This is a genomic window from Fibrobacter sp. UWH9, from assembly GCF_900129715.1.
In the GTDB taxonomy this organism is placed as follows: domain Bacteria; phylum Fibrobacterota; class Fibrobacteria; order Fibrobacterales; family Fibrobacteraceae; genus Fibrobacter.
The window spans coordinates 110,405-126,740 of the sequence record NZ_FQWP01000009.1; the positions used below are offsets into that span (position 1 = coordinate 110,405).

19 protein-coding genes and 1 pseudogene are annotated in these 16,336 nt (G+C 38.8%); 2 read left to right on the forward strand and 18 right to left on the reverse strand.

The genetic code is table 11. The annotated features are described in order from the left end of the window. Positions 1 to 488 precede the first annotated feature (488 nt). Positions 489 to 1,559, forward strand: a complete 1,071-nt coding sequence (locus BUB94_RS09515) for an acyltransferase family protein (RefSeq protein ID WP_175549713.1) — start codon at positions 489 to 491, stop codon at positions 1,557 to 1,559. Here BUB94_RS09515 and BUB94_RS09520 read toward each other — a convergent pair. The 17 genes from BUB94_RS09520 to BUB94_RS16465 form a co-directional block, all read right to left on the reverse strand. Further along, positions 1,543 to 2,868: a lipopolysaccharide biosynthesis protein gene (locus BUB94_RS09520; RefSeq protein ID WP_073236436.1), complete on the reverse strand. Its 1,326-nt coding sequence runs from the start codon at positions 2,866 to 2,868 to the stop codon at positions 1,543 to 1,545. The two genes, BUB94_RS09515 and BUB94_RS09520, sit on opposite strands and share 17 nt — an antisense overlap. Position 2,869: 1 nt before the next feature. Then, positions 2,870 to 3,925 carry a polysaccharide pyruvyl transferase family protein gene (locus tag BUB94_RS09525; RefSeq protein ID WP_073236439.1) on the reverse strand — a complete coding sequence of 352 codons (1,056 nt, stop codon included), beginning with the start codon at positions 3,923 to 3,925 and terminating at the stop codon, positions 2,870 to 2,872. Beyond that, positions 3,915 to 5,123, reverse strand: coding sequence for a Coenzyme F420 hydrogenase/dehydrogenase, beta subunit C-terminal domain (locus tag BUB94_RS09530; protein ID WP_073236442.1), 1,209 nt, complete (start codon positions 5,121 to 5,123; stop codon positions 3,915 to 3,917). The genes BUB94_RS09525 and BUB94_RS09530 overlap by 11 nt, the downstream gene beginning before the upstream one ends. After that, on the reverse strand, positions 5,120 to 5,986 hold the full coding sequence (locus tag BUB94_RS09535; RefSeq protein ID WP_073236445.1) for a glycosyltransferase family 2 protein: 867 nt from the start codon (positions 5,984 to 5,986) through the stop codon (positions 5,120 to 5,122). Before BUB94_RS09535 ends, BUB94_RS09530 begins: the two co-directional genes overlap by 4 nt. Continuing rightward, entirely contained in the window at positions 5,979 to 6,725 is a 747-nt protein-coding gene (locus BUB94_RS16815; protein WP_175549714.1) for an O-antigen ligase family protein, read from the reverse strand. Before BUB94_RS16815 ends, BUB94_RS09535 begins: the two co-directional genes overlap by 8 nt. A gap of 438 nt (positions 6,726 to 7,163) precedes the next feature. Beyond that, positions 7,164 to 7,964: a glycosyltransferase family A protein gene (locus BUB94_RS09545; protein ID WP_175549715.1), complete on the reverse strand. Its 801-nt coding sequence runs from the start codon at positions 7,962 to 7,964 to the stop codon at positions 7,164 to 7,166. Between the two features lie 65 nt (positions 7,965 to 8,029). Beyond that, complete coding sequence (locus tag BUB94_RS09550; protein WP_217653122.1) at positions 8,030 to 8,794, reverse strand: glycosyltransferase family 2 protein; 765 nt, start codon at positions 8,792 to 8,794, stop codon at positions 8,030 to 8,032. A 63-nt stretch (positions 8,795 to 8,857) separates the two neighbouring features. After that, positions 8,858 to 9,100 (reverse strand): hypothetical protein, encoded by a 243-nt coding sequence (locus tag BUB94_RS09555; RefSeq protein WP_175549716.1) that lies wholly within the window; start codon positions 9,098 to 9,100, stop codon positions 8,858 to 8,860. 9 nt (positions 9,101 to 9,109) lie between these two features. Beyond that, complete coding sequence (locus tag BUB94_RS09560) at positions 9,110 to 9,310, reverse strand: hypothetical protein (RefSeq protein WP_073236460.1); 201 nt, start codon at positions 9,308 to 9,310, stop codon at positions 9,110 to 9,112. Positions 9,311 to 9,331: 21 nt separating this feature from the next. Beyond that, entirely contained in the window at positions 9,332 to 9,772 is a 441-nt protein-coding gene (locus BUB94_RS09565) for a hypothetical protein (protein WP_073236463.1), read from the reverse strand. Next, entirely contained in the window at positions 9,769 to 10,941 is a 1,173-nt protein-coding gene (locus tag BUB94_RS09570; protein WP_073236466.1) for an AAA family ATPase, read from the reverse strand. Before BUB94_RS09570 ends, BUB94_RS09565 begins: the two co-directional genes overlap by 4 nt. A gap of 73 nt (positions 10,942 to 11,014) precedes the next feature. Then, entirely contained in the window at positions 11,015 to 11,512 is a 498-nt protein-coding gene (locus tag BUB94_RS09575) for a hypothetical protein (RefSeq protein WP_073236469.1), read from the reverse strand. Then, positions 11,512 to 12,747 carry an AAA family ATPase gene (locus tag BUB94_RS09580; RefSeq protein ID WP_073236472.1) on the reverse strand — a complete coding sequence of 412 codons (1,236 nt, stop codon included), beginning with the start codon at positions 12,745 to 12,747 and terminating at the stop codon, positions 11,512 to 11,514. The genes BUB94_RS09575 and BUB94_RS09580 overlap by 1 nt, the downstream gene beginning before the upstream one ends. A gap of 20 nt (positions 12,748 to 12,767) precedes the next feature. Then, a complete protein-coding gene (locus tag BUB94_RS09585; protein ID WP_073236477.1) occupies positions 12,768 to 13,646 on the reverse strand; it encodes an NAD-dependent epimerase/dehydratase family protein in 879 nt (292 codons plus the stop codon). Beyond that, complete coding sequence (locus tag BUB94_RS09590) at positions 13,643 to 14,257, reverse strand: sugar transferase (RefSeq protein ID WP_073236480.1); 615 nt, start codon at positions 14,255 to 14,257, stop codon at positions 13,643 to 13,645. The genes BUB94_RS09585 and BUB94_RS09590 overlap by 4 nt, the downstream gene beginning before the upstream one ends. A 14-nt stretch (positions 14,258 to 14,271) precedes the next feature. Beyond that, a complete protein-coding gene (locus tag BUB94_RS09595; RefSeq protein ID WP_073236484.1) occupies positions 14,272 to 14,757 on the reverse strand; it encodes a PglD-related sugar-binding protein in 486 nt (161 codons plus the stop codon). Between the two features lie 263 nt (positions 14,758 to 15,020). Further along, positions 15,021 to 15,371 (reverse strand): hypothetical protein, encoded by a 351-nt coding sequence (locus BUB94_RS16465; protein ID WP_139260185.1) that lies wholly within the window; start codon positions 15,369 to 15,371, stop codon positions 15,021 to 15,023. 375 nt (positions 15,372 to 15,746) lie between these two features. Here BUB94_RS16465 and BUB94_RS09605 point away from each other — a divergent pair, with 375 nt between their 5' ends. Next, entirely contained in the window at positions 15,747 to 15,926 is a 180-nt protein-coding gene (locus BUB94_RS09605) for a hypothetical protein (protein WP_073236491.1), read from the forward strand. A 119-nt stretch (positions 15,927 to 16,045) separates the two neighbouring features. On the opposite strand, the pseudogene BUB94_RS09610 reads toward BUB94_RS09605, so the two are convergent. After that, positions 16,046 to 16,336: pseudogene (locus BUB94_RS09610) on the reverse strand (hypothetical protein); the annotation flags it as partial.

Genomic DNA, 16,336 nt, shown 5'->3' on the forward strand with positions numbered 1-16,336 from the left:
GCACTGCCTGGTAATCGTGAGTTCTGGGTCCTTGCGCACTACCATCTCCTTCCTTACATCAGTCCCAGTTTTTTGCAAGTTTTTTAAAAAAGGCAATGTCACGTTCTTTTTCGCCTATGAGAGTGTTGGCCTCCTCGATATCGCGTTCCAGCTTCTCTATTTTTGCAGTTCCTTCTTCGGGTCGCTAAAAACAAGGGATGCGTTCTTTATGAGTTCCTGCTTCCACTGGCTGATCATCTGGGGGTGAACTCCGAAATCGGAGGAGAGCTCGTTAAGAGTCTTGTCCTCGCGTAGGGCGGCCAGGGCGACTTTCGCCTTGAAGGAGTCGTCCAGGACCCTACGGGTACGTTTTGCGGTCTCATTGATGCCGGAGGGAGTCAGGGAAACCTTGACTTACAATTATGGGGAAGCTTACAGACACTTATATGCGCTTCTCACCAACCTTTGTACATTTCATACAATTATTCAATCTTTTTATATTTCTATACATGAAAAAAGAAATAGATCATATAAAATCTGTCAAAAAACCTCTTTTTAGCATTTTAAAAGGAATTGGAATAACACTTGTTGTTACAGGGCATAGCGGATGTCCAGACTTCATCCGCAATTTCATCTATTCTTTCCATATGCCTCTGTTCTTTATCATTAGTGGCTACCTTTTTAAAGAAACGTATTTTCAAGAAAAAAACAAATTTATCCAAAGACGAATTTTTTCCTTATACGTTCCTTTTGTTATATGGAGTATAGTGTTTATTCTTCTTCACAATGTATTCTATCACTTCAATTTGATAAATGATTCTTTTTCATCATACGGCACAGTTAATCACATTTACACAATCAAAGAAACACTTATTCGCATCTCAAAATCATTCTTGTTAATAAATTCAGAATCCTTTTTAGGAGCATTCTGGTTTCTAAAAGCTCTCTTTTGTGGATCAATCTTATTTATATTGATTCAATCTAAAATCAAAAATGTATTTTTTATTCCTTTAACCTGTATAATCATCATTCTTCTAAGGACATTTCTTATTTCCAAAGAATTGATTACAGCAAGTGGAGAAACACTACACCAAGCTATTTACGCTCTATTATTCATCTCAATAGGGCACATTTTAAAGCAGCAAAATATAATTCTAAGCAAATTTAAAATTTCAATTTATTTATTAATCCTTACAATCATAAGTCAATTTAAAAGTTTGTCTATGAATCAAGATTTCCTAAATTGTTTAATTATTCCTTTTTCGGGCTCTTTAGGATTCATCATTCTTTTCAATATGTGCCATTCGCTAAAAATGGGAAAAAACATTTTTTTTAAAATAACAGCACAACTAGGAGATTACTCACTTTATATACTCGTTTTCCATTTTTTGATGTTCAAACCAATCTCTTTTTTGAAAATAAAACTATATGATGAGCCAACATTCCTATTAGGCGAATTTCCTATCATCTCTATTGACAACTCTTTTTTCTGGATTATTTACACCACATTTAGTTTGGTAACGTCTTTTGTTTTCGGCCTATTAATAAGGAAAGGCTTACAAATCATAAAAGCCCATTAAACTTCATTGTAACCAAGATAAAAGCAACAGTCAACAAGACTTCTACGACAAAAGATTCATAGTTTTTCTTTTTTATCAACCGCATTACTACAATTTCTGAAATGATTGATCTAACCATAATAACAAGAACCAAACTCAACAAAACAAATAGGATTGAATCCAAAATATATGTTGATATATAAAACATGACAAAGGCGGCACAAACTGACAAAAGATTAATACGAAGCATAGTTTTCTCTTTTCGATACGCCTTCAAGTAGTTATTTGTGAGAAGACTAACTCGGGAAGCAAAAACAATAATCGGAAGTAAAACTCCAAGATACAACAAACTAGATGCGTAGTTCGGCAACCAAGCTTCTAAAATAAAGCAACCAGGAAAATAAGTCAACAAGGCAACAAAAAGCCAAGGCGTTACAGATTTACGAATTTTCATGTAAACATCCGGCAAATTTTCTTGATTTATGCGTTTCAATGAGGGAAAAAGCGCAACACTAGCCGCAGTAACAAATGTCAAAAAAAGATTTGAAACATTAAATGAGAAGGCGACCTTTCCAAAAGTCAAAGCATCATATCGCCATTGAACAAACATTTTCGCCCCCCCGACAAGCAACATTGCCGAAAGATTCGCAATCAACAGCATTACTCCTGCGGAAACATTTTTCCACAATTCTCTAAACCCCTCTTTCACAGAAACTGATTGTCCCCAATACAAGCCTTTGTTTCCAATTGAGCCCCATAAAATTGCGACAGCATCTGCAAATAAATACACTATACAAATTTCCCAAAAATATTGTTTTCCAGCAATAATAAGGCTTAAAACACCAACACCCAGCAAAAGCCTTTGAATTAAAACCAAAACGGCATACTTGCTGATACGATTGGTAAGCTGAAAAAAATAAGAAGTATAAGTAAAAACGTTTGTGGAAACAATTGCAAACGCAATAAAGAACAAAATCACTTTGGTCGTTTCATTAGGAATGAACAAACCTGTTCCCGTAGTTACAGCAGCAAAAAAAAGTTCAAAGCTAAGGAATATTTTGAATTGTGATCGAATAAGAGACTTATCTAAAGAATCATAATCATATTGCGAGTAACGTAGCATTAGCCCATCTAAAAAACCAAAATGCAACAAGGGGACATAACTTACATACAGCAAAAAAGTTTGCCAATAGGAATATTCAGACTCACAGATAAACTTCGGCAAAATAAGATTCAAAATCAAACTTACAAAAAATGAAACTAACTGCACAGACAAAGACAGTAGCACGTTCTTTTTTATTTGTTTTGAATTGAAATCTTTTTCTGGCATATTACAATTCTTTTTCCAAGAAATCTTTGGAACGTTTAATATAGCATTCTAGCCTATTGTCAACGAGAGACCAATTGATAGGTTGTTCAATTTGATCTATATCAAAATCATCGGCTGCAGAAATAGATCTATTTTCTAAAGAAGATTCCTGCAGGAGGCTTTCAATACGTTCTCCATTTGTCTTTGGTAAAAAAGTAATAAAGTCCTTATGGAAAATATGGCAAAATGCTGTTGCATGGAATGAGGACGAAATAACTACTTCCGCATGATAAATTAAGTTTAAAAAATCCTCTGGACCGACATCTTTAATGTGACGATCACATTCACAACGTCTAGTGAAACCACCTGCTAGTACTATATATAAACCATTGGACTTGTAATGAGCAACAACTTGATTCAATTTTTCAGAGGCTCCTAAAAGGTACACTACTGCATACTTTTTCCCAATAGGATTTTCCTTTGACAGAAAGCGAGCATAAGATGACATTGGCAACAGAAGAACCGGATCACAAACCCAAGCAACATCCTTACCTACAGCATCTTTTAATTGTTCCGAGGTAGATTTCTCTCTCACAGATATGGCTTTAAAAGACGGAAGATACCTCTTTAAAATTGTCAAATTATTCTCGTCTATAAGTTTCTTTCCAACGGATGTTGAATACGAAATTTTTTTTCCACATTTTGCGAAGGACAAGTAAAACGCTTCGTCATTTCCACACGGAAAATCTGTATTCCACAATTGATCACTTCCTGTCAAAAAGACATCCGCAGTGAGCGCAGCAGAATTCAAAGCATCAAATGTTTCATATCTAGCCGTAAGATTCATATAGCGTTCAACAAAACTAATGAATTTTTTATTTCGAGAACGATATGTCCGCCCCCACAAAAGTTTCTTTATGAATAGCTTTAATTTAGAACCTTCGCTATAAAAGTAGAGAGGACGATAATCAATAATTTTCACTTCATGTTCCGCAGACAAATACTTTTGTAGAGCAAAGGCCTGAAAAACAGAGCCTGGGTTATGCATTGCATGTATAGTTATAATCTTAACGTCCATTTTTTAACCTATACAAAAAAGAAAAGATTGCATCTGGAATGTATCGCATTAGACGGTATTTTAAAATTTGCTTTTTATACTTCCGTTTAAATTCTGCATCAAGAGCAGCATATCCCTCATTTTTCCATTTATTTAAAATGTATATGCGATCAGTCTTTTTTCCGCATGGTTCAATCAAGCAGGAATTGTGCGAAGACAAGTACTCAAAACTACTTTCCACCAACTTTAGATTTGAGGAAATTTCTTTAATTGCCCGTTTTCCTTTGATTGTATTTACAACAATTCCTGATACAGAATCTTTTTTAGAAAAATCCTCTTTATGAAGACCTTCCCAACGCCAATAGTCGCACAAAGTTAAGTCCGCGTTACGTTCTTTTTTTGCAAACTTACATTCATAACAACTTTCTCTATACGTTAAGCTTTGCATATAATAATAGTTGTAACTATCTTCAGGCCAATTAAAAATAAACCTCTTTTGCGATGTTTCAAAAGAAGAAAACCACTTCATTCCATTTTCTTTTTTTTCTTTATAACGAAAAGTATAACTCTTTAGCTTTCCAAAACAAGACTCCAAATAAGATCTATAATCATCAAATAAATCTTGATTTGGAGTACCATGACACACAACTTCTACAATCAAAAGATTTTCATAGTCTTTAAAATGCAAAAAAGATTTTAGCCCTGCTGCCTGGCAAGGCGTTCCAGAAAACAAGACCCGTTTATTCTTTAACAAAGTTTCTTTCACCTGAGAATAAACATTTCCCATAAAACTCTGTATATACTTCGATCGTTGGATTAAATACAGGTTTTTGATAGAATCAATCGCCACATGTCGAACCACAAAATGGTCGTCCATACAGGCTCCAAAAACCACGCCCCCATCTTCTAAAACAGCTTTTGCAAGAGAATAAAAAATTCCTCCAGAAGAACTACCCGCAACAACATCTAAATCTTTATTTACTCCAGCAAATGCAATTGGTTTAAATGTTTCGGAATCTTTTTTTTCAAAATTATTTGTGTTATAAGGACAATTTCGAACACAAAGTCCGCATGATTTGCATTTTTTTTCGTCAATTATTGGTATAACAAAACCAAAGGCGTCCTTTCCAAAGGAGATCGCCTTAACAGGGCAAGAATTAACACAAGAACCGCATCCACAACATCTTTCATTCTCAAATACATCTGATAAGCAAGTCATTTAACGCCTCTCATGCTCGAAATCAATCTTACCTCTAACAATGAAATCCAAGAAAGTATGTGAGCGATAAATAAAACGAGTTTATCTGCTTTAAAATATTCCTTAACAACAAATAACTTGCTCGACATAAACAATCTATGTCTAGACAATAAGGTTTTAAAGCTTTTGCTTATGGAAACAGAATGATTATGAACAAAACTTAAATTAGGAAGCAGAGCTGTTTTCAGTCCCGCTTTTTTTAATTTAAGTCCAAGGACCATTTCTTCACAATACAGAAAAATACGTTCATCGTACATACCATATTGCAGCATATGAGCCACATTCATCATAAAAAGAGACCCAGATACAGCACCTACATCTTTGCACGTCACATTATCAAGTTCCATTTTTGAATAATAAAATGGTTTGAAAAATTTCGAGAATATCATTTCTAATGACATAACATATTCATACACAGATGGAATTCGAAACGCAGTGTTGTACATCTTTTTCTTTGAAGAATCTAACATAAAAGGAGCTACAATCGCATAATCACTATAGTTTCGCAAAAAAATTTCCATTTCGTTACAAGTTTGTTCATCAATCAACACATCTGGATTACATAAAAGGATGTAATCTGATTTATAATTTTCTCTTAAATAACGAATTCCAAAATTATTTCCTGCACCATATCCGCCATTTTTTTCACATTGAACAACATCTATTTTACCAAGCTTAAATGAGGTCAATCTATGAAATGAATCATCTGTAGACTTATTATCAACAATTAGAATATGTTCAACACATGCATATTCTTTTACAGATTTAACAAAATTGATAGTTGTACTACTATCATTATAATTTAAGACAAGAATATCAAACATACTCCATTCCACAATTTTTCAAATAATCAACTCTTGACATCATCAAACCTAAAATACTCCACATCAAAAAATCATGAATGTGTGTAAAAAGAACTATTTCAACCAGCCCTTGCCACAACATACACAAGACAGCGATTAAACAACCGCGAACAACCGGATCATTCAGGAAATTTTTAATGTTTCGCCATATACAACATAAAATAACACTAACCAAAAAAAATCCTGCAAGACCGCTTCTCATTAAGACATCCAACACCCAATTATGCGGATTTTGAGCAAAATCAAAATAATAGAAACCATTCCCAAAAAATGGATGTTCTGAAAACAAAGTCAACCCCTGCATAAACAAAGCATATCTCCCCACTACAGTCTCATCTGAGTCAGAAAAAACAAATGAACCCCATTCGGAAAAAAGGATTCCATAAGCAGCAATAAATCCAATCAAGCAAGTTGAAATAATAAATTTAAAAATACTTTTTATAGAGAAATAGCCTTGCCATGCAAGAATAACAATTATCACCAACATCAAATCAAGAATGCCTCCTCTTGACTTTGTTAGGCAAACAACAACCAACGCAAGAAGAGCATATAAAAGTTTAACAGCCTTCGACTTAAAATTCACAAATAGTAAAGCGAACATCGGCACAACTTTTGAAGCCAAGGCATTACTCGCCCCAACTGGTAAAGTCATGTCATGTTTGTAAAAATACACATTTCCAAAATAGGATGTTTCGCCCATCACAAATTCTAGTATAATTTGGACACAAAGAATTACAAATACAAAATTGATCGTACATATATAATTTTTAAAATTTCCATTACAATTCAACACAATGATATAAACTAAAAGACACAAAATACTAGTCAAAAAGTTTACGGAAAAATGAGAGCTAACCCCCACGTAGTAAATAGGAATTAGATGTAGTAAAAGACGAGCGAAAAGTAAAAAAACAATAAAGTCTAATTTCGTTTGTTTAAAAAATATTCCCGAACAAAAAACGAAAGTAATGAAAAAAATGATGTTTATAGGAAGAACACCCAATTCAACATGAGGAAAGTCAATATAAGTATTCAGTTCATTACCAGAAAAAGAACAAAACATAAAGACTAGCATGCATAACAAAAAATAACAGCTAGCAGAATTTTTTTTCAAAAAATCAATCATCAGTCAACCAAATCACCAATGATTAGCGCTTACTTTGCGTTTATATTCATCAAATGAAACCAAATTATCATAACTTTTATGACCTGCGCACAACAATCTCATCCTTTTTATTGAATTAACTTCCGTTTCTTTTCGCACTCGGAATGTCATGTACAACATATAAGGTTTTGCCAATTTCCCAAAAGCGAACTTTGCTAACGCTCCGGTATCAAAAAAATACTTTTCCCCATATCCCGAAAACCATGTAGAAGAATCTTTAGAAGTCACTCCCAATACATAATCATATGTATATATTCTAAGTCCTTTCCTATAACAATTTATAATGAAATCAGAATCTTCCCCATGTAAATAAACGCATCCACCACCAAACAACTGAGAAAAAATCAAATTCGCTTTTAAATAAGCAGATCGTCTAATAGCAAGAAATGCCGTTCCAAATTTTAATGATTTATAAAAAGGCAACTTACCCGTCGGCACTTTTATAGATTCACAAACTTGACCATTCTGAGAATAATCCATTCCAAAGATAATCACATCTGCTTTGGGAAGTTTAGCAAAAGCAGCAACAACATTTTCTTCTAAGCCATCATAAAAAAATGTATCATCATCAGCAAAAAGTATAACATCCTTTGATGATGCTAGTAACGCAAAATTACGATTCAAGCCAACACCACGAGTTGTCGTTGTTATCATTTTAGCAACACAGCCCTCAAAGTTCATTTCTTGATATGAATTTTCATCCGACTGATTCGCAAAAACAACATTTGAATGAATATTCATAGACTTTATTTTAGAAAAGTCCTTCTGATGCATTGTTGCGCAAAGAATTTCAAAAGACAACGCCATAGTAGTTCCAAACCTAATTATTAAACAATCTTTTATTTCAACTTAGACAAAACCTTACTCACCAAGCCTTTTCCAATCCAATATGCAATCAAATAGGAACTCTTAAGAATAGACAATTTTTCTATCTGACGATAAATCACCCAATGGTAATGAACCAGTATTGATTTCTTAGACGAAGCTGAAGAACGTCGAACTCGATGACTCCCCAAAACCTCATCCATCCCCATGATTGCTTTTGCTTTTTTTATAATAAAAAGCCACATAACATAATCTTCTCTATTATGAATGTCAAGGATAAGGTGTTTTCCAAGCACAGAAGCATCATACATCACAGTCAAATTACCTGGACAATGTTTCAAAAGGCCCCAATAATTAAGCATTATGGGTGCAGGAACAACTCTATTTAAAGACTTTCCATTTTCATCTATCTTATCATATGCGGTACAGGAAAAACAGAAACCTTGTTCGCGCATAAATGCGATTTGCTTTTCTAGCTTATCGGATTTCCAAAGATCATCACTATCTAAGAATGCTATATACTGGCCTTTCGCACATTCAATGGCTTTATTTCTAGACATTGCTGCATGCAGATTTTTCTCATTCTTTATAAACTTTATTCTATCATCCAAGCAGGCATAACGTTCTAGAATTTCTGCGGTTTTATCAGAAGAACAATCGTCAACTGCAAGTAATTCCCAATTTTTGTAGGTTTGCAATAACAAGGACTGAAGCGTAGCCTCAATAAACCTTTCACAATTGTACGCAGGCATAATAACAGAGACTTTTCCCTGTTCCAAAGATGCGCTTAATATCTTAGATTCTCCACTAATCACTCTACAAAACCTGATAAAATTAAAAGTTTAGCATTCCGTCTTCTGTATAGCTTCTTCCAGGCTATACTTCTGGTAGTCCACCTTGTACTTGCTCATTTCCTGATCATAGGCCAGGTTGCCAAAGATTTTGTTCACCAGGCCTGTTGCATGGTTCACAAACTTTAAGGCCCAGTCGAAGCCTAGAATCAGAATGCGGTATTTGCTATGAGCCTTGGCATTTTTTTCCTGTTCAAATTCATCATGCAAAATTTTTGATTCGCTAGAAATCATAATCATCCCCTACATCTCCTTTTCAAGCTGTTCATACAAGAAAAGGTCGCCCTGTTCAAGCAAGTACGTATTTTTCGACAAGCTCTTGTACATGGAAGACTGCAGCAGGAATTTGAGAGCATCGACAAAAACCATGCCATGGCGTTCCATGAGCATCATCGTCATCTTGGCAGTAATATGCTGCTTTACTTTCTTCTGGCTGCTTGTCATAAACCTTATTAACTCGCAGAGTTATATAGACTTTCTTGCCGGAGTAGAAAGAACTTCCAGAGTTGCACCATAGGCTTTCTTAAAAAGCTTTACATTTCGCTGGATAAGGGTCGAAGTCTTTGGAAAATGGTTCTTGCCTACAGCAATAGATGTCTTGCTCTTTGCACAAACTGGTGTCAAGGCAGGGCGTTTTAACGAAGCTTCCAATTGCCTTATGGCATGTTCGATATTTTCACCCTTAAGTTCAACATAATAAAATGCAGCCAGAGCCTCGTCTACCAGCATTTTATCACAACGTAGCTCGTTGTCTGTAACAACACCTCCATCTACATTTATCTTGTAGCAAGTTTTGTTACCCTTATTTTCAAAAACAATCTTACTTTTATTTTCTTCGAACTTTATGTTGCTTTCGGTTACCTTGGCAACGTCCTTCGCGGGCAGGGATTTCAGCCAAGATTTCATATATCAAGCAACCTCGAAAATTCTTGGGATATTTCCAAAGACACCGCATCAAGGGCTGTCTGATCTATAAGCTTGCATTCTTCGTCTAGAAGACTCTTAACCCTACCCTTTTCTATGGCGTATACACTAAGATCGTCAAACGCAACAAAATCAGACTGCCCCATAATCTTTATGACCTTGTTCTTGGCCTCAGTCCCCTGCCCCGAGGTTTCTTCGGCCTGAAGCAAGTTGTTGATTGAAGACAGAATGTACGGGCTGTGGGTACTCATAAAAAGGGTGTTGTTCGGGTTGCCATCCAGTTCACAAGCCAACCACTTAACCAGTTCATATTGGGCCTTAGGGAACAGATTCTGTTCAGGCTCTTCCAAGAACACATTTATACCACAGCTGGTCACATAACGATCCGTTACGTCTTCTTTATTCTTTATGGACGGCTCGGCGGCAATAACGCCCTTGATAAACTCGTTGGACTGCATGCGGCTTACGCTTAGGTTTTCGTATAGTAATCCGTCAAACAGGTGAGAAAGGAGGGCGTACTGAGGTACTAAAGACTGAAGACCACTGGAGGCGTTTACAAAATCCAGAGTCTTTTTCCCAACCACAATTTTATCTTTTTTCTGCAAGGCGTCGTAGTAATACAAGACGCCCAGTCCAAGAATATCCAATTTTTTTATTGAATAACTCCAGCGAGCAGACTCCCATTCGGCCATGTAATCCAGAATATTATTGAATCTGCCAAAATTGATATCCATCCAGTTGGGGATGGAAGCAACAATGTTTCGTTCTGCAGGGATGTACGAAATTTTTGTACGTAGATAATCCCAATGCCTAGCCTTGTTCCAAGCAAAGGAAGTCTTAATCTCGCCAAGTTCTTCAATCGTTATGGAAAATTGCAGCGTTTTGGACTTATACACGATTTCGGCAGCACCATTCACATAGCCTTCCAACTTATGGAAAGTTAGCAGCTGATCCTTTATTACCTGAGGCGCAAGCCATTCATCGGGATCCTGCGATAGCTGGATTTTCTTTTCAATCCATTTACAAAAAGAAGCAACTTTCAGTATGGTACTTTTGCCAGAACTCTGCGGGCCAATAAGTACATTAACCTTCTTTAACTTTAAAGAAGCCGCCTTAATTGCTCCAAAATTTTTTATCTGTAATGAATCCATAGTTTCCGCTACAATATAAACAATAAATTCCGACTAGACTACATCTCCGTCTTCTGAAAGGGATTCATAGGCATTACTTAACATCAACCGAACTTTGATATAAGAGCCTAAAGCCGTTTTTTGAGCGAAATTCATTCATTTCCACTTTATGCGACACCTGAAAACAAGGACGTCTATGATCGGCAATAATAGCAAGCCGTTTTGCAAAACCATCTACAGCATGGTTTGCCTTAAACACTTCTATCGTAGATGCAAGTTGTTCCTTTGCATGGGTAAAATCACTTCGCTTCCTATTATTTATTTCAATAAATGCCAAATAAGAGTTGTCGACTTTATGCAGAAGTCCATCGCACATGCTGACCATGTCGCCTTTTCGCTTTACAACGATATTCTTATCAACAGGAATGAAATGTAGCGGTTGAGACGACAAATTTTTCACATTCACATCCCAGGGTTCATCTTTAGAATCCATGGTTGATCTAGCAAAGGGTTCGCCTTCCCTATCCACTATTCCAAACTGGGCATCTGTGCGAGCTGGTTCTCTATCGTATTTAGCGGCAAAGAAATTCATTACACCCCTACCTCATCTTCAATATCCAGAAGAGCGTCAAACAATTCGTTTGTCTGGCTGAGTGCAGAATTCAGGAAATTTCCGTCACTGGGAATGCCATCGTAATCGCCCAGTTTCCTAATTTCACCTTCAGGTGTAATTTCGTAGATGTTCAGTCCCTTGGGGTTCACCGCACTACTACGAGGCACGACAGGGTCCAATTTTGCAAGCAAATCACCACGATTAGGCTTGCGCTGCAATTTTTCCTTAAGTATTCCGGCTTTTACGGCGAGGCTGAGATAATTGAGCATATAGGGACTATGCGTTGTAAACACAAGCTGATTATAGGCCCCTTCATAATTTATCTTAAGGAGTTCAAATAGCACGTCGCGTTGAGAATCCGGATATAGATTCTGCTCTGGCTCCTCAACAATGTTCACCAAACGGCTATTGAAAGAATTAGACAGCAACTGGGTAATGCGGCTGTTCCGATCCTCTTCAGACAGAGTCCTGTCGTTCAGAATTTTTGCGGCCTTATCCAATATGGTACTGCGTTCCATTTCGCTTGCGACCCCAAGCTGAAGTCCCTTCTTGCCAGACTTGATCTTATTAAGCAAATAACGGGAAACAGCCAGCATCGGGACCATAGACTGAAAGCCGCTTGCAGCTTCGGTCATTCGAATCTTAAAGTTCTTATCACTAAGCCATGCCGTCTTAGTTGAATCATCATAAGAAACCTTATAACCGTCAATGGGCAAGCCAATGGGTCTTTGCGCACTTTTCAGCGCTCTATAATACTCGCTAAGCAAGGTCGACAAAGAACTGGGCAAGTTTCGAATTTTATCGGCGTCTTCGATGGCGGTCATCAAATTACGTTCCGAAGGAATGTACATTACCTGAGGACGCGCAAAATTTTTGACTTTTTTCTGATCAGTCACCTTGAGTTCTTCATTCTCATATTCAAATACAAGCTTTGAACCTTTAAAACGCAAATAGGTATCTTTCTTGAAATAATTCTGGATGTTATGATAGGAGCAGAACTTATCCTTAAATGAACCTTTAGCAATGGCTTCCTTTTCGGAAACATCCCCTCGAATCAAAGACTTTTCAAGCCAGAAAAAAACAGAAATAAGCTTGGTAATGGAACTTTTTCCAGCCCCCTGCTTACCACAGAAAACAGTCACCTTGTCAATGTTCAAGGAAGCCTTATCGGCATTTACGATGGGACCAAAATTTTGAACTACAAATTCTTGCATTATCTCAATATAGGTTCTTTTTATTCTTCTGTCTTCTGTATGGCTTCTACCAAGCTGTACTTCTGGTAGTCCACCTTGTACTTGCTCATTTCCTGGTCGTAGGCTAGGTTACCGAAAGCCTTGTTCACTAGGCCGGTGGCATGGCTCATGAGCTTTAGGGCCCAGCCAAATCCAGGAATCAGCACGCAACGCTTGCCGTGGGCCTTGGCGATCTTTGCGATTACGTCGCTGGTGTTGCTGTACTGGGGATTTTGAGGCCAGAACGTACCCTGTTCCTGATTTTCGATCATAAGTCGAACGAATTCCACCAGATTGCCAATGTAAAGCATACTACGGCAATTGTCGACTTTCGGGAACACCGGGAGCTTGCGGGCCAGCTTGCTAAGAAGGGGATAATTTCCCTTGCTGTTCTTGCCAAAGATCATAGGCGGACGAAGAATCACCACCTTAAAAGTTTCGCAATCCAAGGGGCGGATTCCATTTTCGGCCTGGACCTTGCTATCGCCATAGCAGTTGGCAGGGTTCACCGGAGTATCCTTGTCGATCATCTTCTGTTTGCCAATGGGAGCGCTATCGCCATACACAATGGCGCTGCTCATAAAGATGAACAGCTTTACGCCAGCTTCCTTGGCCTTGGTGGCACAGGCAACGGTCAGGTCCGTATTTACGGCGTAATAAAGTTTAGCACGTTCTTCGCTAATGGCTCCGTTATCGCTGTGGGCAATGCCTGCCACGTGATACACCACATCGTACTTGCTAAAGTCATGAGACTTCCAACCCTCGCCTATCATGTCCAAGGTTTCTACCTGGTACATTCCAGCAAACTGAGGTTCTGCAAGGTAGTTGGCAAAACTGGTGCCGATGTAGCTGTTAGCGCCGGTGATGAGGATGTTGATCATTTGTTCTCCTGCTTATGCATTTCGCCAGTGCCGCCTTCTACCACGCCATCGCTCTTAAGAACGCTGGTGATGGTGCCAAAGAAGCACTTGCAGTCAAAAAGGAAACTCTGACGCTTCACATATTCCCCATCCAGGGCAGCCTTCACAGGGATTTCCAGTTCATCGCGGCCATTGATCTGAGCCCAGCCGGTAAGTCCAACAGGAACATCATTTGCTCCGTACTTGTCACGCTCTTCGATCAGGTCGTACTGGTTCCAAAGTGCCGGGCGTGGGCCGATAATGCTCATGGTTCCGCCAAAGATGTTGAACATCTGGGGCAGTTCATCAAGGCTAGTCTTGCGCAAAAATCCACCCACCTTGGTAATCCACTTCTTAGGGTCACTCAGTTCGTGGGTGGGGGCATCCTTTGGGGTGTCGGTACGCATGGTACGGAACTTGAGGATATTGAAGTGCTTTTTGTGGAGGCCGACACGTTTCTGCTTAAAGAGTACGGGCCCCTTGCTATCTAGCTTAATAGCCAAAGCAATGAGGAGCATGGGAATCGCAAGTACCACGATGCCGATGCCCGAAAGCACGATGTCGATCAATCTCTTAAAAAAATGCTTGTACATTCACTCAAACCTTTTTAGCGTTCAATTTTTGTCTTGGGCGGGATAACTTCGCGGGCCTTTACCAAAGCACCGCAATCAATGTGGCAGAACTCCCCCAACTGAGCATTATGGTTCACGATGGCCCCGGCGCAGATAAAGGAGAACTTGCCGACCTGAGCGGCGGCATTCACCACGGCCATGGGTTCCACGATACAGCCTTGGGCCAGTGTGGCACTGGGGCTTACGTAGGCTCTGGGGTGGATAAGGGTTGCGGGGGTTAACCCTGCGGCCTGGATCTTTTCGGCCAGGGTGGCACGGATTTCGGGATTGCCGATGGCGATGAAAGCCAGGGAATAGTCTGCCGCCAATGTTTCGAGGTCTGCAACTTTACCAATTGCTAAAGGACTAGCATCATCTACGAAGTCTACCTTGTCGAAACAGGACATTGCCAAGGCAGCTTCCTTAGCAACCATTCCAAATTGTCCCGCCCCAATAATCAAGAGACTTCTGCTTTTATCCATTATACCCACACATAAAATGCAAGCAAAAGGTAGCATTTTAGAGAGCAAACGTCTATACAAAAAACGAACAAAAAAGCCAAAAACGAGAAAAGGCCGGGCATCGCCCAGGCCATTCTCAAAAACATATATGAAATGTCCTAATTAGCAGACATCTCCGCCTGTACCTTAAGGTTCTGCAAGTCCCTTTTTGAGTCCTTCTTCACGACCTTCAAGGGCAGCAACGTACTTTTCGTAGACAATGTCAGTCATATGCATGGACTCCTTCAGCAAATATTCGCTGTTAAAGTTACACATTTTTGCGTTCTCATGCAAGGCCTTGAAGATAGGAGCTTGGCAAAGTAAACGATGTTGTTCTGAGTCCGCATCTGGATCGTATGGCGATAATCATGGCTCATTTTCCACGGATAGGTATCGAAGAGCAGGAAGCAGATCATGTTCAGGTTGTCCAGGGGTTTCATCTTACCCACAGGCACCATGCGGCCGACATGCCTTGCCACGTACAGCATCAAGCGGTCGCTGAAGATTTCGCTACCCTTGTGCTGAACTTCTACGGACACTATGTCATCGGGTTGCTTCTTGCCACAATAAACAGGATTGTCCTTCTTCAGCAACACATCGGGTTCCGCGCTCCTGAAACCAAACTCGTCGGGAACTTAAATGCACTAAATAATTTCTTTATTTTCTTCCACATAATTCAATCATATCTCTAAAAACGAAAAGTTAATCTGCGTTTCACAGACTAACTTCCATTACACTAACAAACGGGGGTAAAAATAGTTTATCTTGTCATACAAAGATTGTTTTTAGCCGACAAATCAGCTTACAAATTTATTTCAACAAAGTTTTTCTGGGGATAAACGAGTCAATTTGCACTATTTACCCGTTTTTTTTTGCAAACGAAGGCCTAAATTGCGACCCTTGACTGCGTGAGGAGACGCGGTTTATATTAGGCGTAATAGGAACATACCCCCGTCGCAAAGAAGGCTTATATGACTCTCGAACAGGAACTGAACATTCGCTACAAGAAGGGACTTGCGGAAGGGAACGATAAAGCCAACAGGGCAACCGCACGTAGACTTCTCGGAATGAAAATGTCCGTTAAGGACATTTCTACAGCAACAGGCCTCTCCGAAGCAGAAGTTCTTGAACTGCAGAAAGAAATGCAGTGATTTTGACATCTAGATCCTTCAACTCCGCCTACGGCTGCGTTCAGGATGACACTCTGAAAAAGGCTGGTGGTTTTTGAACCATCAGCTTTTATTATATAGTTAGCGCTTGTTGTCCTGCTTTAACCCTTCTCTAGGGATGCTTTCAGCTTAAGAACTTCCTTGGAAGAAAGGCAAGAGTAACGGACAACCATAGCAAAGTCCATTCCGTCTTTCAGCATAGCCACTGCGAGTTCAACATTTCTGTTCTTAGTAGCCTCTTTTGCAGCCTTTTTTGCAGCTTCCTTTGCTGCTTCTTTTGCCGCTTCCTTTGCTGCTTCTTTTGCAGCAGCTTCCGCTTTAAGTACTGCGCTGGCAAGGCGGGTATTGTATTCATCTTGTCTTTTCTTTTCACTGAGTTGAGACATGAACAT